The sequence below is a fragment of the Pseudomonas sp. TWP3-2 genome (assembly GCF_049897765.1).
Taxonomy (GTDB): domain Bacteria; phylum Pseudomonadota; class Gammaproteobacteria; order Pseudomonadales; family Pseudomonadaceae; genus Aquipseudomonas.
Genome location: NZ_JAFCWW010000003.1, coordinates 152,485 through 173,679, shown reverse-complemented (window position 1 = coordinate 173,679; position 21,195 = coordinate 152,485). Strand labels below are relative to the sequence as shown.

Annotated in this window: 17 protein-coding genes; 7 read left to right on the top strand and 10 right to left on the bottom strand. The window is 60.9% G+C overall.

Annotated features, from left to right (window positions below):
• Positions 1 to 37 precede the first annotated feature (37 nt).
• The 3 genes from sixA to ACP7EE_RS06230 are packed head-to-tail and all read right to left on the bottom strand — an operon-like array spanning position 38 to position 1,892.
• A complete protein-coding gene (sixA, locus tag ACP7EE_RS06240) occupies positions 38 to 490 on the bottom strand; it encodes a phosphohistidine phosphatase SixA (RefSeq protein ID WP_426233928.1) in 453 nt (150 codons plus the stop codon).
• The gene (locus ACP7EE_RS06235) at positions 487 to 834 is read right to left on the bottom strand and encodes a DUF4389 domain-containing protein (RefSeq protein WP_420646475.1); all 348 of its coding nucleotides are present in this window, start codon (positions 832 to 834) and stop codon (positions 487 to 489) included. Before ACP7EE_RS06235 ends, sixA begins: the two co-directional genes overlap by 4 nt.
• Positions 835 to 866: 32 nt before the next feature.
• The gene (locus ACP7EE_RS06230) at positions 867 to 1,892 is read right to left on the bottom strand and encodes an NAD(P)H-dependent glycerol-3-phosphate dehydrogenase (RefSeq protein WP_426233927.1); all 1,026 of its coding nucleotides are present in this window, start codon (positions 1,890 to 1,892) and stop codon (positions 867 to 869) included.
• A 196-nt stretch (positions 1,893 to 2,088) separates the two neighbouring features.
• Here ACP7EE_RS06230 and ACP7EE_RS06225 point away from each other — a divergent pair, with 196 nt between their 5' ends.
• The 6 genes from ACP7EE_RS06225 (at position 2,089) to ACP7EE_RS06200 (ending at position 9,617) form a co-directional block, all read left to right on the top strand.
• Complete coding sequence (locus tag ACP7EE_RS06225; protein ID WP_426233926.1) at positions 2,089 to 4,212, top strand: TonB-dependent receptor plug domain-containing protein; 2,124 nt, start codon at positions 2,089 to 2,091, stop codon at positions 4,210 to 4,212.
• A gap of 13 nt (positions 4,213 to 4,225) precedes the next feature.
• Positions 4,226 to 5,146 carry an ABC transporter substrate-binding protein gene (locus ACP7EE_RS06220; protein WP_426233925.1) on the top strand — a complete coding sequence of 307 codons (921 nt, stop codon included), beginning with the start codon at positions 4,226 to 4,228 and terminating at the stop codon, positions 5,144 to 5,146.
• Positions 5,143 to 7,047 carry an ATP-binding protein gene (locus ACP7EE_RS06215; protein ID WP_420646471.1) on the top strand — a complete coding sequence of 635 codons (1,905 nt, stop codon included), beginning with the start codon at positions 5,143 to 5,145 and terminating at the stop codon, positions 7,045 to 7,047. The genes ACP7EE_RS06220 and ACP7EE_RS06215 overlap by 4 nt, the downstream gene beginning before the upstream one ends.
• A 246-nt stretch (positions 7,048 to 7,293) precedes the next feature.
• Entirely contained in the window at positions 7,294 to 7,809 is a 516-nt protein-coding gene (gene fabA, locus ACP7EE_RS06210) for a 3-hydroxyacyl-[acyl-carrier-protein] dehydratase FabA (RefSeq protein WP_042560484.1), read from the top strand.
• Positions 7,810 to 7,820: 11 nt separating this feature from the next.
• Positions 7,821 to 9,041 (top strand): beta-ketoacyl-ACP synthase I, encoded by a 1,221-nt coding sequence (gene fabB / locus ACP7EE_RS06205; RefSeq protein WP_420646470.1) that lies wholly within the window; start codon positions 7,821 to 7,823, stop codon positions 9,039 to 9,041.
• Between the two features lie 387 nt (positions 9,042 to 9,428).
• Positions 9,429 to 9,617 (top strand): hypothetical protein, encoded by a 189-nt coding sequence (locus tag ACP7EE_RS06200; RefSeq protein WP_426202896.1) that lies wholly within the window; start codon positions 9,429 to 9,431, stop codon positions 9,615 to 9,617.
• A gap of 61 nt (positions 9,618 to 9,678) precedes the next feature.
• On the opposite strand, the gene ACP7EE_RS06195 is transcribed toward ACP7EE_RS06200, so the two are convergent.
• The 7 genes from ACP7EE_RS06195 to ACP7EE_RS06165 form a co-directional block, all read right to left on the bottom strand.
• A complete protein-coding gene (locus ACP7EE_RS06195) occupies positions 9,679 to 10,221 on the bottom strand; it encodes a DUF2058 domain-containing protein (protein WP_426233924.1) in 543 nt (180 codons plus the stop codon).
• A 25-nt stretch (positions 10,222 to 10,246) separates the two neighbouring features.
• Positions 10,247 to 11,080 carry a nucleoside triphosphate pyrophosphohydrolase gene (mazG, locus tag ACP7EE_RS06190; protein ID WP_426233923.1) on the bottom strand — a complete coding sequence of 278 codons (834 nt, stop codon included), beginning with the start codon at positions 11,078 to 11,080 and terminating at the stop codon, positions 10,247 to 10,249.
• Between the two features lie 124 nt (positions 11,081 to 11,204).
• Entirely contained in the window at positions 11,205 to 13,448 is a 2,244-nt protein-coding gene (gene relA / locus ACP7EE_RS06185; RefSeq protein WP_420646467.1) for a GTP diphosphokinase, read from the bottom strand.
• 123 nt (positions 13,449 to 13,571) lie between these two features.
• Positions 13,572 to 14,924 (bottom strand): 23S rRNA (uracil(1939)-C(5))-methyltransferase RlmD, encoded by a 1,353-nt coding sequence (gene rlmD, locus ACP7EE_RS06180; protein WP_426233922.1) that lies wholly within the window; start codon positions 14,922 to 14,924, stop codon positions 13,572 to 13,574.
• Positions 14,924 to 15,826 (bottom strand): cysteine synthase CysM, encoded by a 903-nt coding sequence (gene cysM, locus ACP7EE_RS06175; protein WP_426234091.1) that lies wholly within the window; start codon positions 15,824 to 15,826, stop codon positions 14,924 to 14,926. The genes rlmD and cysM overlap by 1 nt, the downstream gene beginning before the upstream one ends.
• Before the next feature lie 236 nt (positions 15,827 to 16,062).
• Positions 16,063 to 17,487, bottom strand: coding sequence for a histidine kinase sensor domain-containing protein (locus ACP7EE_RS06170; RefSeq protein ID WP_426233921.1), 1,425 nt, complete (start codon positions 17,485 to 17,487; stop codon positions 16,063 to 16,065).
• Entirely contained in the window at positions 17,474 to 18,196 is a 723-nt protein-coding gene (locus ACP7EE_RS06165) for a response regulator transcription factor (protein WP_426233920.1), read from the bottom strand. Before ACP7EE_RS06165 ends, ACP7EE_RS06170 begins: the two co-directional genes overlap by 14 nt.
• A 217-nt stretch (positions 18,197 to 18,413) precedes the next feature.
• Between ACP7EE_RS06165 and ACP7EE_RS06160 the strand changes: the two genes are divergently transcribed.
• Positions 18,414 to 21,167 (top strand): response regulator, encoded by a 2,754-nt coding sequence (locus tag ACP7EE_RS06160; protein ID WP_420646463.1) that lies wholly within the window; start codon positions 18,414 to 18,416, stop codon positions 21,165 to 21,167.
• Positions 21,168 to 21,195: the final 28 nt, after the last annotated feature.

Genomic DNA, 21,195 nt, shown 5'->3' with positions numbered 1-21,195 from the left:
AGTGCTTGGTTGACTATTTTACGAACGGAAACAAGATCTACGGATGCTTCAGGCTGTTGAGGGTCATCGAGCCGATCAGCAGTTCACTGTGCTCAAGCTCCGCCAGGCCAGCAGTGCCGACCTTCTCCGGCGGATATCCGGCGCCGTGTTGCAGATAGCTCAGCAGATGACCCACCAGCGGGTTATGGCTGACCAGCAGCACATTGCTCACTGAGACCAGTTGTTCGGCGACCCGGTCCGGATCGATTTCCGGCGTCAGCCATTCGACCGTGCGGATCTCCGGCTCGAAACCCAGCGCTTCACGCACCACTTGCGCGGTCTGCTGGGCACGCAAATACGGGCTGGCGTAGATCGCGGTGATCGGCTGCCCGATCAATTGCGCGGCGCTACGCAGCGCTTCTTCGCGACCCAGCGCGGTCAGCTCGCGCTCGGAGTCCGGGCAAGAGCCGTAAGCCACGGCCTCACCATGACGCAACACCCAGAGTTTCATAGCTTGGGCTCCTCATCACGTACCGGATGTGCTGTCGGCGGCACCGCGTGTGGCGCTTCGCCTTCCGGAGTACGCGGCGTCGGCCAGTCGGCGAACGGCCAAGGCTTCTGGTCGCTGTGGAAAGTGCCGAAGCGACCGATCTGCGCGAGGAACTGGCTGAGGCTGTCGCCAAAATTCATCAGGCCAGCGTTCGGCGCGCCATAGATCAGGCGATAGATAAGCTGCACCAGCACCACGCCGCCGAGGACGAATTGCGCTACTTGCCAGACCAGCAGGTAGATGATCATCCACATCACCCGCAGGAGAATGGATTCGTACTTGGCTTCGGTTTTCGGATCGTTCATATCTCGTTCCCCTGCCTGTCAATTAACAGCAATCAGTTGAAACCGCTGGTGGAAATAAAGTCGACGTCGGTTTTCGGCTCGGCGCGCATCAACAGACCTATCACCTGCTCCAGCGTGCGCCCTTCAAACAGAATCGCGTGCAGCCCGGCGACCAGCGGCATGTACACGCCCGCCTCCTGGGATTTGGCCTTGAGCACCTTCAAAGTGTTGACGCCTTCGGCCACTTCGCCAAGGCGCGACACCGCTTCGTCGAGGCTCAGGCCTTGGCCGAGGGCGAAGCCGACTTGGTAGTTGCGACTCTTCGGTGACGAGCAAGTGACGATCAAATCTCCCACGCCGGCCAGACCGAGGAAGGTCATCGGGTTGGCGCCCTGATTCACCGCAAAGCGGGTCATCTCGGCCAGCGCGCGGGTGATCAGCATGCTCTTGGTGTTCTCGCCCATCTCCAGCGCAACGGCCATCCCGGCGATGATCGCGTAGACGTTTTTCAGCGCCCCGCCCAACTCCACGCCGAAACGGTCGGCACTGGCGTAGACACGGAAAGTCCGGCCATGCAGCGCGGCTTGCACCTGTTTGCACAGTTCTTCGTCTTCGCTGGCGACCACGGTGGCGGTCAGTGCGTGTTCGGCGATCTCCCGCGCAAGGTTCGGCCCGGACAGCACGCCGATGCGCGCCTGTGGGGCGATCTCTTCGAGGATCTGACTCATCAGTTTGAAGGTCTGCGCCTCGATGCCTTTGGTCAGACTGACCAGCATTTTGCCGCTCAGACGCTCGGCGTGAGCGGCCAGAACCGTGCGCAACGCGCTCGACGGCAGCGCGACGAAGCACAAATCGCAAGGGTCGAGCGTTGCTTGCAGGTCGGTGACGGCAGTCACACCGGGCAGAATCTTGATGCCCTTGAGGTAACGCGGGTTTTCGCGATTGACCCGGATGGCTTCGGCCTGTTCGGGGTCACGCATCCACTGCAGGACTTGGTGGCCGTTCTCGGCCAGCAGATTGGCCACGGCGGTACCAAAACTTCCGCCTCCCAGGACCGCAATCGGGCGCTGTTCAGTCATATGTAATCCGTTAATCCATACCAGTGGCGATGGCGGCATTATACGGAGCGGCCCGGCATCGGACAGCCCCGGCAACAATTACCGACACTTGTAGGAAGAAGACCAATAAAACCTAGGAAAATGCCCGCATCGTGACTGGAAAAGTCACTGCGCTCGGTTACCATGCGCGCCAATTCTCTGCGATCAAGGCTGTGTCGTGTCTGTTGGCCCTCTCCCTTCGCGCTCACCACTGCTGCTGGCGCTGCTGTTCAGCCCGGTATTGCTGGCGGACGACCTGTTTCTAGACAGCCAAGCCCTGCCGCAAGTATTGACCGCCACGCGCCTCAAGCAGTCGCCAGCGGAAGTGCCGGGCAGCATGACCGTGCTCGACAGCGAACTGATCTCGGCCAGCGGCGCGCGCGACATCAGCGAGCTGCTGCGGCTGGTACCGGGGATGATGGTCGGCAACATCAGCGGCAATCAGGCAGCGGTCAATTATCACGGGACCAACGCCAGCGAAGCACGCCGCATGCAGGTGTTGATCGACGGCCGCTCGGTGTATCGCGCAGGCCTGGCGACGGTGGACTGGAGCGATATTCCGGTGGCCATGGAAGACATCGAACGCATCGAAGTCTTTCGCGGGCCGAACACCGTCAGCTACGGCGCCAATGCGCTGATGGCAGTGGTCAACATCATTACGCGCAACCCGGTGGACAGCCACGGCACGCGGCTGAAAATCACCCGCGGCCAACGCGGCATCAACGACTTCTACGCCAGCCAGAATGTCGGCTGGAGCAGCGGCGATCTGCGCTTGTCCCTTTCTGGTCAGGAAGACGACGGTTTCGACTACAACAGTTCTGGCGCCGATTACCGTGACAGCCGCCGCTTGAACCGCTTCAGCCTCGCCGTCAGCCAGACCCTTAGCGACAACCAGAGCATCGACTGGCAACTCAACGCCAAGGACGGCAGCAATCAACGCCCCTACACCTACAAACCGGTGTTCTCGGGGATTACTGCTGCCGGGAACAATTCCGACGTGATCGCCAAGGACTACGCCGGCTCGCTGCGCTGGAACCTCGACATCAATCCGGAGCACAGCCTGTATATCCAGGGCTCGGCGCAGCATTGGGATCGCCAGCAGACCTGGCGCGCCTGTGATGCCGAAGTGTCGTTCAGCCCGCAGCTGGCCGAACTGTGGCAGCTCAACCCGAATTACACCGAGCGCCTGGCGCGCAACATGCTGTTGTTCACCGGCCCCGGCGCGCCGGCGGGAACCCCGCAGCAAATGGGCCTGGCCAATCAGGTGCTCAATCAATGGCGCAACGGCGCCCGCCAGACCTTGTGCGGCGACATCGACCAGAGCGCCCGCGAGTCGCGTTACGACCTCGAGCTGCAAGACACCCTCAGCCTGTCCGATAGCCTGCGACTGGTCAGCGGCCTGAACTATCGTTACGACCGGGCCGATTCCCAGACCTACTTCAACGGCACGCTGGACGACACCACTTGGCGCGCGTTCGGCCAACTCGAATGGCGCGCCAGTGAACACTGGCTGGTGCAGGGCGGTGCGATGTTCGAAGACACGCAACTGATCGGCAGTTCGCTGACACCACGCTTTGCCGTCAACTACCTGATCAACCCGCGTCACAGCCTGCGCGCGGTGTACTCGGAGGCGATCCGCTCGCCGGACATGTTCGAGAACAACGTCAACTGGAGCTATCAGGTGACCAAGCTGCGGCCTTCGGCCTACGGGCAGAATTCGGCGCGCTACTTCGTCAAGACCCGTGGCCCCGGCGATCTCGATCAGGAACACATGCGCTCGCGCGAACTGGGCTACAACGGCTACTTCGCCGAACTCGGTCTGGCGCTGGACGTGAAGCTGTTCTACGACGAAATCACCGGGATGATCAGCGAGCCGCTGCGCAACAATCAATACATCGCCAGCAACGCCAACAGCTCGCGCTTTCGCGGCACGGAAACGCAACTGGACTGGCGCCTGAGTGCGAAAGACCGGTTGCGCCTGACCTACGCTTTCGTCGACGCCGAGGCGAGCAATCCGCTCGATCAACAATTCACCGCGCGCAACAGCGGCTCGGCCGGTTGGCTGCGCGACTGGGGACAGGGCTGGAACAGCGCCCTCTTCTACTATGGTGACAATGCGCTCAACGGCTACCGCTTCGAGCGGGTCGACACGCGCATCGCCAAGCGCATCGCCATCGGCAAAGCCCAACTGCAACTGGCCGGCGTGTTGCAACAGCGTCTCGATAACGAGCCGACCACCTTCGTTGACAACAATTATGACCAACGCCGGGTGATGTACTTCAGCGCCGAGCTGGAGTTCTAGGGTGCGCAACGCCATGTCACGGAAGGTGCCGACGGTCGGCCAATGGCTGGCTGGCCTGTTTCTGTTCCTGGCCGCGTGGCTGCATGGTGTGGCGGTGCAGGCTGCCGACATTCTGTTGACCGGCGCCGAGGAAAGCCCCGGCGTGCAATCCTTCGTGCAAGCCTTGAGCGAACTGCGTCCGACCGACAGCGTGCGCTTCCAGCCGCTGGCGAGCCTGCCGGCGCCGGGTAAATTACCCGCCAGCCTGCGCCTGATTCTGCTCGACTTGCCGAGCCTCGACTGGCGCCTGCAAGAATCCGCCGGCCCGGCGACGCTGGTGCTGCGCATCAGCCGCTTGCAAGCGCAACAACGCTTCGGCGCGCTGCAACCGCCGCACTTGAGTCTGTTATGGAGCGATCCGCCGCTGAGCCGCCAGTTGCAGTTAATCCGGCGGATTCTGCCGCAGGCCCGGCGGATTGGCGTGCTGTTCGATCAACACAGCGAATTCCTGCTCAAGGAACTGCACGTCGCGGCACAAGTCATGAATCTGCAAATCGTCAGCCAGCGCTGGGACAACACCCACGACAGCCGCCCGTTGCAGGCCGTGCTGAAAGACAGCGACGTGCTACTGGGCCTCGACGACCCCGACCTGTACAACCCGAAGACCGCGAAAAACCTGCTGCTGAGCAGCTACTCGCGACAGGTGGCATTGATCGGGCCGAACGCCTCGTTCGTGCGCGCCGGCAGTCTGGCCAGCACCTACAGCGACCAGAGTGACTGGCTGGCGATTCTCGACGAAGTGCTCGACAAGCCTGCGGCGACCTGGCCGAAAACCCTCTACCCCGCACGTTTTAAAGTCTTGAGTAATGCGCAGGTGGCTCGTTCCTTAGGTATCGAACCGCTGAATGAAGTGTCTGTCGCCACCGAGCTGGCCGAAGGAGAGCGCCGCCCATGATTTTCCGTCGTCGCTGGGACATCAACACCCGTACCCAACTGATCAGTCTGGGCCCGGCGCTGTTGCTGACCTTGCTGCTAATCAGTTTTTTCACCTTCGTGCGCATTCAGGATTTGCGTCAGGAGCTGAACCATACCGGTCAACTCATCGCCAATCAGCTCGCCCCCGCCACCGAGTACGGGGTGATTTCCGGCAACAATGAAGTGCTGGAAAGTCTGCTCAAAGCCACGCTGGCCACGCCGAACGTGCGCTTTCTTGAAGTGCAGGACAGCGCCAACCGGATTCTGGTGTACGTCGAACAACCGGCGGACACGCATTCGCGCCCGCATCAGGTCGAGGTGTTCCAGGCGCCGGTGCGTCTGCAACGCATCGCCCTGCACAATGATTTCTTCCAGGACGGCAAGACCAGCAGTGGCGCGGCGACTGAGGACTATCTGGGGCGGGTGATCGTCGGTCTGTCCAACGATGCCTTCAGCCAGCGGCAGAAGGAGATCCTGCTCAAGGCTGCGATTCTGGCGTTGTTTGCGCTGCTGTTTACCTTCGTCGTGGCACGGCGTCTGGCCGGCAGTCTGTCGCAGCCGATCCGCGACATCGGCGATGCGGTCAAGGCGATTCAGGAAGGCGATTACAAAACGCCGCTGCCGATTGTCGACGACACCGAACTCGGCGCCCTGTCGCAGCACATCAACAACCTCGCGCAGGCGCTGGAACAGGCCAGCCGCGAGCAGCATCAGGCGATGGCGCAACTGATCCAGACCCGTGAAGAAGCGGAAAAGGCCAACAGCGCCAAATCCGACTTTCTGGCGATGATGAGCCATGAACTGCGCACGCCAATGAATGGCGTACTGGGCATGCTGCAATTGCTCGAAACCACTGATATGACCGAGGAGCAGATCGAGTACGCGGCGCTGGCCTCCGAGTCCACCGAGCATTTGCTCAAGGTGATCAACGACATTCTGGATTTCTCGCGCATAGAACGTTCGGAGCTGGAGCTGGAACACATTGCCTTCAATCTTGCGGACTTGATCAGTGCCTGCGCGCAGTCGTTCCAGCACAGCGCCGCGCAACGTGGTCTGGATTTGCAACTGCGCATTCCGCAGGACATGCGCAGCTTGCAGGTGCAAGGCGATCCGACGCGCATTCGGCAGATTCTGGTCAACCTGGTCGGCAATGCGTTGAAGTTCACCGAGCAAGGTCGCGTGAGTATCGAGGCGCAGTGGCAGTCGCTGGATCACGAGTTGCTGTGGTTCACCTGTTCAGTGCGCGACAGCGGCATCGGCATCTCGTCAGAACGCCTGGAGCTGATGTTCAATGCATTCCAGCAGGCCGACAGTTCGATCTCACGGCGTTACGGTGGCACGGGTCTGGGCTTGCCGATCGCGCGGACGCTCGCCGAACGCATGGGTGGCACCTTGCGCGCGCAGAGTGAGGAAGGTCGCGGTTCAGTGTTTACGCTGGAAATCCCCCTCGCGCTGACTCAGCAAGTCGTACCGAGGCTGGCTGCGCCACGGGCGATCAACGGCGAGGCGCACGGTGAAGGACGCAACGTGTTACTGGTGGAGGACAACCCGGTTAATCAGACCGTAATCGAAGCCATGCTGCGCAGTCTGGGTTTTACGGTCAGCGTCGCTACTGACGGCGCGCAAGCCGTACGCAGTGCTGGCGGCGAAAGTTTTGAGGCGATTTTGATGGACTGCCGCTTGCCGATCATCGACGGCTACGAGGCGACCCGACAGATTCGCCGCCTGCCCGGCTGCGCCGAGGTGCCGATCATCGCCCTGACCGCCAATGCCTTGCAGGGCGACCGGGAAAACTGTCTGTCGGCGGGGATGAACGATTATCTGGCCAAGCCGTTCAAACGCCATGACCTGCAGCAAATTCTGCAGCGTTGGGTGCAGTAGTAACGGCCTTTCGACCATCTGCGACTGGCGTGAGACGCGAAAGTGCGGCAGTCTTAGGCACCCGAACGAGCCTCAAAAGGGGCTTGAATAAAAATTTCAGTGCACAAGTGTACATTCATGTCCTTGGTGCTGTGACTTTCACCACAACGCAATAGTCTATGAGTAGGCTACCGGTACGAGGCATCAACGCGTCGATCGGCCGGGAAGATTGCCCCACCTGCCGCATGGGATTATTGAGGAGCTCGCATGACCAAACAAAACGCCTTTACTCGGGAAGACCTGCTGCGCTGCAGTCGCGGTGAGCTGTTCGGCCCAGGTAACGCGCAATTGCCCGCCCCGAATATGCTGATGGTGGATCGCATCACCCATATCAGCGAAGAAGGCGGCAAGTACGGCAAAGGTGAATTGGTCGCCGAGCTGGATATCACCCCTGACCTGTGGTTCTTCGCTTGCCACTTCGAAGGTGATCCGGTGATGCCGGGCTGCCTCGGTCTGGATGCCATGTGGCAACTGGTCGGCTTCTTCCTCGGCTGGCAGGGTCTGCCGGGCCGCGGTCGTGCACTGGGTTCGGGCGAAGTGAAATTCTTCGGCCAGGTTCTCCCGACTGCGAAGAAAGTCACCTATAACATTCAAATCAAGCGCGTCCTCAAGGGCAAGCTGAACCTGGCCATCGCCGACGGTTCGGTCTCTGTGGACGGTCGCGAAATCTACACCGCCGAAGGCCTCCGGGTCGGCGTGTTCACCTCCACTGAAAACTTCTAAGGGTTATCCGCATGCGCCGCGTCGTTATCACTGGTCTGGGTATCGTTTCTTGCCTGGGCAATGACAAAGAGACCGTCTCCGCTAACCTGCGTGCAAGCCGCCCTGGCATCCGGTTCAACCCGGAATATGCCGAAATGGGTCTGCGTAGCCAGGTTTCCGGCTCCATTGACCTTCCCCTCGAAGAACTGATCGATCGCAAGATCTTTCGCTTCGTCGGCCACGCAGCGGCTTACGCCTACCTGGCCATGAAAGACGCGATCACTGACTCCGGTCTGACCGAAGAGCAAGTGTCCAACCCGCGTACCGGCCTGATCGCCGGTTCCGGTGGTGCGTCCACGCTGAACCAGATGGAAGCGCTGGATATTCTGCGCGAGAAAGGCGTGAAGCGCGTCGGCCCATACCGTGTAACGCGGACCATGAGCAGCACCGTTTCCGCTTGCCTGGCCACGCCGTTCAAGATCAAAGGCCTGAACTACTCCATCGCTTCTGCCTGCGCCACCAGTGCTCACTGCATCGGTACCGCCATGGAACAGATCCAGATGGGCAAGCAGGACATCGTGTTCGCCGGTGGCGGTGAAGAAGAGCATTGGAGCCAGTCGTTCCTGTTCGACGCGATGGGCGCTCTGTCCAGCAAGCGTAACGACACCCCGGAACAAGCCTCCCGCGCCTACGATGCTGACCGTGACGGTTTCGTCATTGCCGGCGGTGGCGGCATGGTCGTGGTTGAAGAGCTGGAACACGCTCTGGCCCGTGGCGCAAAAATTTACGCGGAAATCGTTGGCTACGGCGCGACTTCCGACGGCTACGACATGGTTGCTCCAAGCGGCGAAGGCGCGATCCGCTGCATGCAGATGGCAATGTCCACCGTCGACACCCCTATCGACTACCTGAACACCCACGGCACCTCGACTCCGGTCGGTGACGTTGCGGAAATGAAAGGTGTGCGTGAAGTGTTCGGCGACAAGGCTCCGGCCATCAGCTCGACCAAGAGCCTGTCCGGTCACTCCCTGGGCGCTGCCGGCGTTCACGAAGCGATCTACTGCATGCTGATGATGGAAGGCAACTTCATTGCCGGTTCCGCCAACATCGACGAGCTGGACCCGGAAGTGGCTGACATGCCGATCCTGACCAAGACTCGCGAAGACGCGACCATCAACACCGTGATGAGCAACAGCTTCGGTTTCGGTGGCACCAATGCCACGCTGGTCCTGAAGCGTTGGGCTGGTAAGTAATTACCCGCTGCTGAGCCGCACATGAAAACGCCCCGACTGGTTCGGGGCGTTTTTTTGTCTGCATGAAATTGTTGAAACAATGTATTTCCCTGTGGGAGCTGGCTTGCCAGCGATGACGTCGGCACAGCAAACATCCATGTCGACTGACACTCCGCTATCGCTGGCAAGCCAGCTCCCACAGGGTTCTCAGTCGCTCTGGAGATGAAAGTTCTGTCATGAAACTTTTCGCCCTGCGACCGAATGTCGCGCATTCCGTGGGCTGTAGCGCTGTTGCTGATTTCGCAACAATACATTGCACGAATCGGCAGTTTACTTAGCAGGCTAACAAATTCTATAAAAGAGTCCTGCACACGCCTTGCTGCAGATAACAGAGATTGGAGCTAGCAGATGACTGTAAAAGTAACTGAACGCGACGATTCACATATGTCCCATGAAGGCGTAGCCGCCGGCGTACGGATCTGGGATGTGCATCAACAGGACTTGCTGGTCGGGATGTTCCATAACGAAATCGACGCCCACAACTACAAGGCCGAACTGGAAGTGTTGGAGCAACAGCGAGATCTGAAATCCGCCTGAATCAAGGTTTACGGGCAACCTTAGATATAGCGAGGGAGCTTGCTCCCTCGCCACAAAATGCTTACCACATCAGATCGTCAGGGATCTGATAGGCCGCGTACGGATCATCTTCAGCGGCGACTTCTTCGGTCTGCACATTGAGCTGCACGATACGCTGCGGATCGCGTTCCTGGATCTTCAGCGCCGCGTCACGCGGGATCACCTCGTAACCACCGGCGTGATGCACGATCGCCAGCCAGCCGCTGCTGAGCTTGTTGCGCATCAGCGCGTTGACCGAGATGCGCTTGACCTTCTTGTCGTCGACGAAGTTGTAGTAGTCCTCAGTCGTCAGCTTCGGCAGACGCGAGACTTCGATCAATTGCTTGACCTGCGCGGCACGGGCCTTGGCCTCGACCTTCTCTTGCTGCTGGCGGTTCAGCTCCTGGTCGCGCTTGACCTTCTCGGCCTGCGCTTCCTGCGCAGCGCGCTGCTGCGAGTCATCCAGTTCGGCCTGACCTTTGTGCGCCAGACGTTGCTGCTTCTGCTTGTCTTTGCTGACCTGTTTGGCCTGCTTCTGGTTGACCAGGCCTGCTTTGAGCAACTGGTCGCGTAGGGAAATACTCATGGGGCTTTCTCACTTGGGCAACGGCTCAACCGCAGCTGGGCGCATTCTTTTCCTGACGTTTGGCTTCACCCCACAGGGCGTCCAACTCTTCGAGGGTGCAATCTTCCATGGGACGGTGGGTGTCGCGCAATGCCTGTTCGATAAAACGGAAGCGTCGTTCGAATTTGCCGTTGGCCGCGCGTAAGGCGGTTTCCGGATCGACCTTCAGATGCCGCGCCAGATTGACTACGGAAAACAGCAAGTCGCCAATCTCGTCGGCCACCGCATCCGGGTCGTTTTCGGACATGGCTTCGAGCACTTCATCGAGCTCTTCACGCACCTTGTCGAGCACCGGCAAGGCGTCCGGCCAATCGAAACCGACCTGCCCGGCGCGCTTCTGCAACTTGGCCGAGCGCGACAGCGCCGGCAACGTGGCAGGCACATCGTCGAGCAATGACAGTTGTTCTGGCGCGGCAGATTTCTCGGCGCGCTCTTCGGCCTTGATCTCTTCCCAGCGCTGCTTGACTTGTTCTTCGCTCAAACGCGGCACGTCCAGCGGCGCATACAGATCGCCGGTAGGAAACACGTGCGGATGACGACGAATCAGCTTGCGGGTGATGCTGTCGATCACCCCGGCGAATTCGAAGCGCCCTTCTTCTTTCGCGATCTGGCTGTAATAAACCACCTGAAACAGCAGATCGCCCAGCTCACCCTGCAAGTGATCGAAGTCACCGCGCTCGATGGCGTCGGCGACTTCGTAGGCTTCTTCGAGGGTGTGCGGGACGATGGTCGCGTAAGTCTGCTTGATGTCCCACGGGCAACCGAACTGCGGGTCACGCAGCCGGTTCATCAAGTGCAACAGGTCTTCAAGTGAATACATTTATCTAACTCTGCAAAACCCTGTGGGAGCTGGCTTGCCAGCGATGCGGCCACCTCGGTGTTTCAGGACAATCGAGGTGATGCAATCGCTGGCAAGCCAGCTCCCACAAAGGCTCGGTGCGCCTTCAAGGGGTGCGGTTACGCCGCGTTTCGATGATGTTCGGCAACTGGGAAATCCGCCCCAGCAACCGCCCCAGTGCGTCAAGACCCGGAATCTCGATGGTCAGCGACATCAGCGCGGTGTTGTCTTCCTTGTTCGAGCGGGTGTTGACCGCCAGCACGTTGATCCGCTCGTTGAGCAGCACTTGCGACACGTCACGCAGCAGACCGGAACGATCGTAGGCGCGGATGATGATGTCCACCGGGTAGGTGAGCACCGGCACCGGGCCCCAGCTGACCTGAATGATCCGCTCTGGCTCGCGCCCCGACAGTTGCAGCACCGAGGCGCAGTCCTGACGGTGAATGCTCACGCCACGGCCCTGGGTGATGTAACCGACGATCGCGTCGCCGGGCAACGGCTGGCAGCAACCGGCCATTTGCGTCATCAGGTTGCCGACGCCCTGAATCTGAATGTCGCCACGCTTGCCCGGCTTATAACCGGTGGCCTTGCGCGGGATCAGCTCCAGCTGTTCGTTGCCACGTTCCGGCTCGACCAGTTGTTGCGCCAGATTGACCAGTTGCGCCAGACGCAGGTCGCCGGCACCGAGGGCGGCGAACATGTCTTCGGCGGTTTTCATGTTGGCCTTGTCGGCCAGCTTGTCGAAATCCACCGCCGGCAGACCGAGACGCGCAAGTTCGCGCTCAAGCAAGGTTTTACCGGCCGCGACGTTCTGATCACGGGCCTGCAATTTGAACCAGTGAACGATCTTCGCCCGCGCCCGCGAGGTGGTGACGTAACCCAGGTTCGAGTTCAGCCAGTCGCGGCTCGGCGTACCGTGCTTGCTGGTGATGATCTCGACCTGCTCACCGGTTTGCAGGCTGTAGTTGAGCGGCACGATGCGCCCGTTGATCTTGGCGCCCCGGCAGTTGTGACCGATTTCGGTGTGCACGCGGTAGGCGAAGTCGAGCGGCGTCGAGCCTTTCGGCAAGTCGATGGCGTGACCGTCAGGGGTAAAGATGTACACCCGATCCGGCTCGATATCGACGCGCAACTGTTCGGCCAGACCGCCGATGTCGCCCAGTTCTTCGTGCCACTCGAGCACCTGACGCAGCCAGGAGATTTTCTCTTCGTAGTGGTTGGAGCCGGATTTGACGTCGGTGCCTTTGTAGCGCCAATGCGCGCAGACGCCGAGTTCGGCTTCTTCGTGCATCGAATGCGTACGGATCTGCACTTCGAGGACCTTGCCTTCCGGGCCGATTACCGCTGTGTGCAGCGAGCGATAGCCGTTCTCTTTCGGGTTGGCGATGTAGTCGTCGAACTCTTTCGGGATGTGCCGCCACAAGGTGTGCACAATGCCGAGCGCGGTGTAGCAGTCGCGCATTTCCGGCACCAGCACGCGCACCGCACGCACGTCGTAGATCTGGCTGAACTCCAGACCCTTGCGCTGCATTTTGCGCCAGATTGAATAGATGTGTTTGGCGCGGCCGCTGATGTCGGCGTCAACGCCGGTGGCCTGCAGTTCGTCCTTGAGCTGGGTCATCACATCGGCGATGAACCGCTCACGGTCGAGCCGCCGCTCGTGCAGCAACTTGGCAATCTGTTTGTATTGGTCGGGCTCGAGATACCGGAAGGACAAGTCCTCCAGTTCCCATTTGATATGGCCGATGCCGAGCCGGTGCGCGAGTGGCGCATAGATGTCGAAAACTTCACGGGCGACGCGGTTGCGCTTCTCGTCGTCGGCGGTTTTTACCGCACGGATCGCGCAGGTGCGTTCGGCGAGTTTGATCAATGCAACGCGTACGTCATCGACCATCGCCACCAGCATCTTGCGCAGGTTTTCCACCTGGCCCTGCGTGCCCAGCACCAGCGATTGACGCGGGCTCAGGCTGGCACTGATCGCCGCCATGCGCAGCACGCCGTCGATCAGCTTGGCCACCACCGGGCCGAAGCGCTGGCTGACTGCCGCGAGTTCGATCTGGCCTTCGCGCACGCCGCGATACAGCACGGCGGCGACCAGCGAATCCTGGTCAAGTTTGAGGTCAGCGAGAATCTCGGCGATCTCAAGGCCGGCGCTGAAACTGCCACTGCCTTCAGCCCAGAGATTCTTCGCTGCATTGGATTGCTGTTCGGCCTGTCGAGCGAACTCACAGGCTTCCTTCAAGGCTTCGCGATCCAGTGCCAGATCGACACTGACCGCATGATCGAGCCAAGCCTCGAGATTGATACTGCCGTCGGTGTTGATCGGCTGGTGTGCTCTCACCTGTACCATGTTGCTTACCTTCCCTACGACGCAGATTCAATGCGTCAAATCGCTGACCTTCATTGCCCGTTTACGCTCGCGGGGCTAAGGCGAGCACTGCACGGGCGGACCAGTCGGATCAGACGAGCCATCCTAGCTCGCTTCAAATAACGCCATGGCCTCGACATGTGCCGTCTGAGGAAACATATCGAGAATCCCGGCACGTTTTAACCGGTAGCCCTGCTTGATCAATTCGACCGTATCGCGCGCCAGAGTTGCCGGATTGCACGACACGTACACCAACCGCTTGGCACCGAGGGTCGCCAGCTTGCGCACCACCTCGAAAGCACCGTCACGCGGCGGGTCCAAGAGTACCGCAGAAAAGCCGTTTCCGATCCACTCGGCATCGGTCAAAGGCTGGGATAAATCGGCCTGAAAAAACTTTGTGTTATGCAAATTGTTACTGGCGGCATTCGCCTCTGCGCGCTCGACCATGGTTTGCACGCCCTCGACCGCCACCACTTCACGCACGGTTTTAGCCAGCGGCAAAGCGAAGTTGCCGAGACCGCAGAACAGATCCAGCACGCGTTCCTCGGCGGTCGGCTTCAGCCAATCCAGCGCCTGGGCGACCATTGCTTCATTGACCCCGGCGTTGACCTGAATGAAGTCCCCCGGCCGATAGGCCAGATCCAGATCCCACTGCTCCAGTCGATAGCCAAGCGCTTGCGTGGCATCGACCGGTTGCGGGCCGTCTTCGCCATGCAGCCACAGCTGCGCCTGATGGAAGGCGCAGAAGTCCTTGAGGATCGTCAGGTCAGCCTCGGACAATGGCGCCATGTGCCGCAGCAGCACGGCCAGTGACGAACCACTGAACAGCTCGACGTGACCGAGCGCCTGCGGTTTGCTCAGGCGCCGGAGCATCTCCGGCAAGCGGGTCATGATCGGTTGCAAGGGCTGTACCAGCACCGGGCATTCGCTGATTGCGACAATGTCCTGGCTACCGGCAGCACGGAAACCGACTTCGAGATTTTTCGCCTTGATGTCCCAGCGCACGGCGATCCGCGCGCGGCGGCGATAGCCGAACTCCGGGCCGGTCAACGGTGCGGCCCACTCTTGCGGTTCGACCCCGGCAACCCGTGACAATTGCTCGGCGAGCATGCGCTGTTTCAGGGCAAGTTGTTCACTGTGCGGCAGATGTTGCACGCTGCAACCGCCGCAGCGTCCGGCGTGTTGGCAAGGTGCGGGGCGGCGTAGTTCGCTGGCCGTGAATACGCGTTCGGTGCGTGCCTCGACCACTTTGCCGTGGGCGCCGAGCACTCGTGCTTCGACTTCTTCACCCGCCAGGGCGCCGAGGACGAACCATGTACGACCTTCGAAGAACGCGATGCCGCGACCGTCATTGGCCAGACGCTCGATGCTCAAGCGCTGTTTTTTGCCGGTCGGGATTTGCGGTGCCTTGCTCCCGCCGGTGGGCTGGAAGCGCAAGCCTCTCTCATGCTTGGCCATCAGTTGGGCGCGTCGAAAATGCCGGTCGACAAGTAACGGTCGCCACGGTCGCAAATGATCGCGACGATCACCGCGTTTTCAACTTCTCGAGACAGACGCAGCATCGCTGCCACTGCACCGCCCGAGGACACGCCACAAAAGATGCCTTCTTCACGGGCCAGACGCCGGGTGACGTCTTCGGCCTCGCTTTGCGCCATGTCGACGATGCGGTCGACGCGATCCGCCTGATAGATCTTCGGCAGATATTCCTGCGGCCAGCGGCGAATACCCGGAATGGCCGAGCCTTCCATCGGTTGCAGACCGACGATCTGCACGCTGTCGCTCTGCTCTTTCAAGTAGCGCGACACGCCCATGATGGTGCCGGTGGTGCCCATGGAGCTGACGAAATGGGTAATGGTGCCCTGAGTCTGGCGCCAGATTTCCGGGCCGGTGGTGGTGTAATGCGCCTCAGGGTTATCACCATTGGCGAACTGATCCAGCACCTTGCCCCGGCCTTCGGCTTCCATACGCTGCGCGAGGTCGCGCGCGCCTTCCATGCCTTCTTCCTGACTGACCAGAATCAGCTCGGCGCCATATGCGGTCATCGCCGCTTTGCGTTCGGCGCTGGAATTGTCCGGCATGATCAGGATCATCTTGTAACCCTTGATCGCGGCCGCCATGGCCAGGGCGATCCCGGTATTGCCCGAGGTCGCTTCGATCAGCGTATCGCCAGCGTGGATCTGCCCGCGCAATTCGGCACGGGTAATCATCGACAGCGCCGGACGATCCTTGACCGAACCCGCCGGGTTGTTCCCCTCCAGCTTGAGCAAAAGGGTATTGCTGGTGGCACCGGGCAAGCGTTGCAAACGAACCAGCGGAGTGTTGCCGACGCAATCGGCGATGGTGGGGTACTGCAAGGTCATGGCGTATTCGCAATCCAGACGTGCGGGGGCGCCTATCATACCGGCAAACCCCCGCGGCCCATATCACGCAAAGTGCGGTGCTTATGGTTTATAGGAATAAGCATTAAAAGTCGCGCCGGTGGCGCGACTTTTGATATTCAGTGATGCAGAGGGCTTCATCGCTGGCAAGCCAGCTCCCACAGGGAATGTGTCGCTCATAGAGTGGGGTAATCAGTGCTGACATTTTTTCGAGTCGCTCACACAATCTGTGGGCGACACATATCCACTGTGGGAGCTGGCCTGCCAGCGATGGCGTCGGGACTCACGGCGTTGTCATCAGCAACCAGTCGCAGATTCAGCCGCAAACCGCCCCCGGCATTCTCCGCCCACAAACGCCCGCCCTGCCGCTGCACAGCATTCCTCGCAATGCTCAACCCCAACCCGAACCCGCCATCCCCCGGACGCGAGCCGTCGAGTCGAATGAACGGATCGAAAATCCGCTGCAAATCCTCCTCAGCCACCCCGCCGCCCTGATCCTCCAGCCACAAATGCCAGTAATCCCCATCGCGCCTGCCATCCAGCCGTACTACGCCGCCCTCGGGCGAATGCCGGATCGCGTTACGCAGAATGTTCTCCAACGCCTGCGCCAGGGTATTCAGATTGCCGCGCACCCAGCAGGTTGAATCCAGTTCACAGACCAACTGCCCCGGCGGGCAAGCGCTTTCGTAACAGGCGTTCTCCGTGAGCATTTCCCACAGCGCCTGAATCTGGATCGCTTCGTCCGGCAGCGGTGCGCGTTCGGTGTCGAGCCAGGCCAGTTGCAGGGTGTCTTCGACCAGCCGTTGCATGACATCGACTTCGCGGCCGATGCGTTCGCGCAGTGGCAGCAGGCCCTGCTCGCTTTCGCTGGCCACGCGCAAACGGCTCAATGGCGTACGCAATTCGTGGGACAAGTCGCGCAGCAATTGCTGTTGCAGGCTGACGGTGGTTTGCAGGCGCTCGGACATCGAGTCGAAGGCCCGCGCCAGTTCACCGAGTTCGTCCGGGCGCTGGGTGATGCCGCTCGACAGCCGCACATTCAATTGGTCGGCGCGCCAGGCGTTGGCCTGTTCGCGCAGATGGTTCAGCGGCACCACCAGCAGACGGTACAGGCCGACGCACAGCAATAAAGTGAAGAGCCCGGGAATTACGCCATTGGTGATCACGCGCCAGAACAACTTGTAGCGACCGGGCAGGAAGCGTTCGGGCAGCTCGATGATCAGACTGCCGGCAGTCGGATCGCCGGGGAACGGCACGCGCAGCCACGGCTGGCCTTTCTTGTGAATCGGCCAGTCGGGACCGCGAAGGAACGTCAGGCGCTGGATTTCAGCGTCTGTCAGCGGCCGAGTGCTCAACGACTGCAATTGCCCGTCGATCACACCGATCCAGACAGCCTCACGCCAGTGCATGCTGCGCAACCAGCTATCAACGCCCTCGCGCTCACCTTCCTTCCAGGCCCGCTCGGCGTCGGCGGCATAACGCGCCAGCGTGCCGCGCGCTTCGTCCGAGAGGAACTGATTACGCTTCTCCATGTGCCGGCCCCACGACCAGCTCAGCCAGATCATCAGCAGACAGAACGCCACCAGCAAACAGGCGAGTTTCCAGAACAGCGAGTGCCGCCCCGGCAGGTCAGACACTTTCATCAACGGCGCTCAATACGTAGCCCTTGCCCCACACTGTGCGTACTTCGCGTTCGGTGTAGCCGAGCGCCTTGAGTTTGCGGCGGATCTGGCTGATGTGCATGTCGAGGCTGCGGTCGTGGGCCGCGTAGCCGCGTTGCAGAACGTGCTGATAAAGGAAGGCCTTGCTCAGCACTTCTTCATCGTTGCGATTGAGGGTTTCCAGCAGACGGTATTCGCTGCGAGTCAGGCCGGCAGGCTGTTCACGGAAAAACACCTCGCATTGTTCATCGTCGAAATGCAGGCCGCCCACGGCTTCCGGGATGGCCACGGCAGCCGGATGCCGGTCGAGCGCGACGCGGCGCAGGATCGCTTCGATGCGCACATGCAGTTCGGCCATGCTGAACGGTTTGGGCAGATAGTCGTCAGCCCCGAGGCGGAAACCGCTGATGCGATCGGCCTCGGCCCCCAGCGCCGACATCAACAGCACCGGCGTCGAATGGCTCTGGCGCAACTGCGTCAGCAGATTGAGGCCGTCCAGCCCCGGCAGCAGAATATCCATCAACACCACATCGAATGGCTGGCGGCGGGCGATGCTCAGGCCTTCGCTGCCGTTCTGGCACCAGGTCACCTGAAAACCGCTGCGGCCCAGATGCTCGTGGACATACGCCCCGAGCACGGGATCGTCTTCGATGGAAAGAATGCGCGGCTGGCCAACAGAAACAGGAGTCATGACTATCTGCAAATAATTCTCAGTTGGGCGATTATTCAAGATTGTCCGACAGCGAGCAACCCAAGGTTGAGCTATCGGACCAACGAGTGCGCCTGCACCGACCGATGACGACATGATTTTTCCGAAGATTGCCCGCAAGCAAATCGCTACACTGCGCCCATGCCGCGTGCCGGACGCACGTGAGAGTCAACAGATCAGCTGGATGCAGGAGACAGGCGTGCTCAAGAAACTGGGAATAAAAGGTCGGGTGCTCTTACTGACCCTGCTGCCGACCAGCCTGATGGCGCTGGTGCTCGGCGGCTATTTCACCTGGATGCAGCAGTCCGACCTGCAAAGCCAACTGATGCAGCGCGGCGAAATGATCGCCGAGCAACTCGCACCGCTGGTTGCGCCCGCCATGGGCCACGGCAACAGCGAATTGCTCGAGCGCATCGCCACCCAGTCGCTGGAACAACCTGACGTGCGCGCGGTGACTTTCCTCGCCCCCGACCGTTCGCCGCTGGCACATGCCGGCCCGACCATGCTCAACCAGCCACCCAGCGGTGATAGCGCGCATCTGCTGCGGCGCAGCGGCAATGACGCCACGCGTTATCTGCTGCCGGTGTTCGGCAAACATCGCAACTTGGCCGGCGAGCTGATCCCGGAAGAATCCGACCGCCTGCTCGGCTGGGTCGAGCTGGAGCTGTCGCACAACGGCATGTTGCTGCGCGGTTATCGCAGCCTGTTCGCCAGTCTGCTGCTGATCGCGGCGGGGCTGGCCGGTGCTGCACTGCTCGCGTTGCGCATGGGCCGCACGATCAACGGCCCGCTGAGCCAGATCAAACAGGCCGTGGCGCAGCTCAAGGACGGTCATCTGGAAACCCGTCTGCCGCCACTCGGCAGTCAGGAACTGGATGAACTGGCGTCCGGCATCAACCGCATGGCCGGCACCCTGCAGAACGCTCGCGAAGAATTGCAGCACAGCGTCGATCAGGCCACCGAGGACGTGCGCCAGAATCTGGAAACCATCGAGATTCAGAACATCGAACTCGATCTGGCGCGCAAAGAAGCGCTGGAAGCCAGCCGGATCAAATCCGAATTCCTCGCCAACATGAGCCACGAGATCCGCACGCCGCTCAACGGCATTCTCGGTTTCACGCACTTGTTGCAGAAAAGCGAACTGACCCCGCGCCAGCTCGACTATCTGGGCACCATCGAAAAATCCGCCGACAGCCTGCTGGGGATCATCAACGAGATTCTCGACTTCTCGAAAATCGAGGCCGGCAAACTGGTGCTCGACCACATCCCGTTCAACTTGCGCGACCTGTTGCAGGACACCCTGAACATCCTCGCCCCGGCCGCCCACGCCAAGCAGCTGGAACTGGTGAGTCTGGTGTACCGCGACACGCCGCTGTCGCTGGTCGGCGATCCGCTGCGGCTCAAGCAGATTCTCACCAATCTGGTGAGCAACGCGATCAAGTTCACCCGCGAGGGCACGATCGTCGCCCGCGCCATGCTTGAAGAAGAACACGAAGAAAGCGTGCAACTGCGCATCAGCATTCAGGACACCGGGATCGGCCTGTCGAACCAGGACGTGCGCGCGCTGTTTCAAGCGTTTAGCCAAGCGGACAATTCACTGTCACGGCAACCCGGCGGTACCGGGCTCGGGCTGGTGATTTCCAAGCGTCTGATCGAGCAGATGGGCGGCGAAATCGGCGTCGACAGCACGCCGGGCGAAGGCTCGGAATTCTGGATCAGCCTGAGCCTGCCGAAGACCCGCGACGATGCCGAAGACCTGCCCTCCGCGCCGCTGCTCGGACGTCGCGTGGCCGTGGTGGAGAATCACGAACTGGCACGCCAGGCGTTGCAGCACCAACTGGAAGACTGCGGCCTCGACGTCACGCCGTTCAATACTCTGGAAAGCCTGACCAATGGCGTCACCGGCGCGCATCAGACCGATCAGGCGATCGACCTTGCGGTGCTCGGCATCACCAGTAACGACATGCCGCCGGAGCGCCTCAACCAGCACATCTGGGACCTTGAACACCTCGGCTGCCGGGTGCTGGTGCTGTGTCCGACTACTGAGCTGACGCTGTTCCACCTGTCGGTGCCCAACCCTCACAGTCAGTTGCAGTCGAAACCGGCCTGCACACGCAAATTGCGCCGCGCGCTGTCGGACATGGTCAACCCGCGCCAGACCCGCAGCGAACCTGGCGAACCGTTGTCGAGCCGTGCGCCGAAAGTGCTGTGTGTCGACGACAATCCGGCCAACTTGTTGCTGGTGCAGACGCTGCTGGAAGACATGGGCGCCAAAGTGCTGGCCGTGGAAAGTGGCTACGCAGCGGTCAAGGCTGTGCAAAGTGAAACATTCGATCTGGTGCTGATGGATGTGCAGATGCCCGGTATGGACGGTCGGCAAAGTACCGAGACCATCCGCCAGTGGGAAAGCGAACGGCACTGCACGCCGCTGCCGATTGTCGCCCTCACCGCCCACGCCATGGCCAACGAAAAACGCGCGCTGCTGCAAAGCGGCATGGACGATTACCTGACTAAACCGATCAGCGAGCGGCAACTGGCGCAAGTGGTGCTGAAGTGGACCGGTCTGGCCTTGCGCAATCAGGCGCCGGATCGCGCCAGCGAAAGTGCGACGGCCAACCATGAGCTGCCAGTGCTCGATCACGAAGAAGGCCTGCGCCTCGCTGCCGGCAAAGCCGATCTGGCGGCCGACATGCTGGCGATGCTGCTCGCCTCGCTTGAGGCTGACCGCGAAGCAATCCGCGTGGCCCGCGACAGCCACGACCAGAACGCATTGATCGAACGTGTACATCGCCTGCATGGCGCCACGCGTTACTGTGGCGTGCCGCAACTGCGTTCGGCGTGCCAGCGCAGCGAAACCTTGCTCAAACAGTCCGACCCGAAAGCCGCGACCGCGCTCGACGAGCTGGAACGAGCGATCAATCGCCTGGCCACGCAAGCGAAGATCAGCGCCTGATCCACGGCAATGCCGCAGAGCGTCGAGC

Excerpts from the sequence above, each read along its gene's own strand:
- sixA (WP_426233928.1), bottom strand. The coding sequence starts at position 490 with ATGAAACTCTGGGTGTTGCGTCATGGTGAGGCCGTGGCTTACGGCTCT.
- ACP7EE_RS06235 (WP_420646475.1), bottom strand. The coding sequence starts at position 834 with ATGAACGATCCGAAAACCGAAGCCAAGTACGAATCCATTCTCCTGCGG.
- ACP7EE_RS06230 (WP_426233927.1), bottom strand. The coding sequence starts at position 1,892 with ATGACTGAACAGCGCCCGATTGCGGTCCTGGGAGGCGGAAGTTTTGGT.
- ACP7EE_RS06220 (WP_426233925.1), top strand. The coding sequence starts at position 4,226 with ATGTCACGGAAGGTGCCGACGGTCGGCCAATGGCTGGCTGGCCTGTTT.
- ACP7EE_RS06215 (WP_420646471.1), top strand. The coding sequence starts at position 5,143 with ATGATTTTCCGTCGTCGCTGGGACATCAACACCCGTACCCAACTGATC.
- fabA (WP_042560484.1), top strand. The coding sequence starts at position 7,294 with ATGACCAAACAAAACGCCTTTACTCGGGAAGACCTGCTGCGCTGCAGT.
- fabB (WP_420646470.1), top strand. The coding sequence starts at position 7,821 with ATGCGCCGCGTCGTTATCACTGGTCTGGGTATCGTTTCTTGCCTGGGC.
- ACP7EE_RS06200 (WP_426202896.1), top strand. The coding sequence starts at position 9,429 with ATGACTGTAAAAGTAACTGAACGCGACGATTCACATATGTCCCATGAA.
- ACP7EE_RS06195 (WP_426233924.1), bottom strand. The coding sequence starts at position 10,221 with ATGAGTATTTCCCTACGCGACCAGTTGCTCAAAGCAGGCCTGGTCAAC.
- mazG (WP_426233923.1), bottom strand. The coding sequence starts at position 11,080 with ATGTATTCACTTGAAGACCTGTTGCACTTGATGAACCGGCTGCGTGAC.
- relA (WP_420646467.1), bottom strand. The coding sequence starts at position 13,448 with ATGGTACAGGTGAGAGCACACCAGCCGATCAACACCGACGGCAGTATC.
- rlmD (WP_426233922.1), bottom strand. The coding sequence starts at position 14,924 with ATGGCCAAGCATGAGAGAGGCTTGCGCTTCCAGCCCACCGGCGGGAGC.
- cysM (WP_426234091.1), bottom strand. The coding sequence starts at position 15,826 with ATGACCTTGCAGTACCCCACCATCGCCGATTGCGTCGGCAACACTCCG.
- ACP7EE_RS06170 (WP_426233921.1), bottom strand. The coding sequence starts at position 17,487 with ATGAAAGTGTCTGACCTGCCGGGGCGGCACTCGCTGTTCTGGAAACTC.
- ACP7EE_RS06165 (WP_426233920.1), bottom strand. The coding sequence starts at position 18,196 with ATGACTCCTGTTTCTGTTGGCCAGCCGCGCATTCTTTCCATCGAAGAC.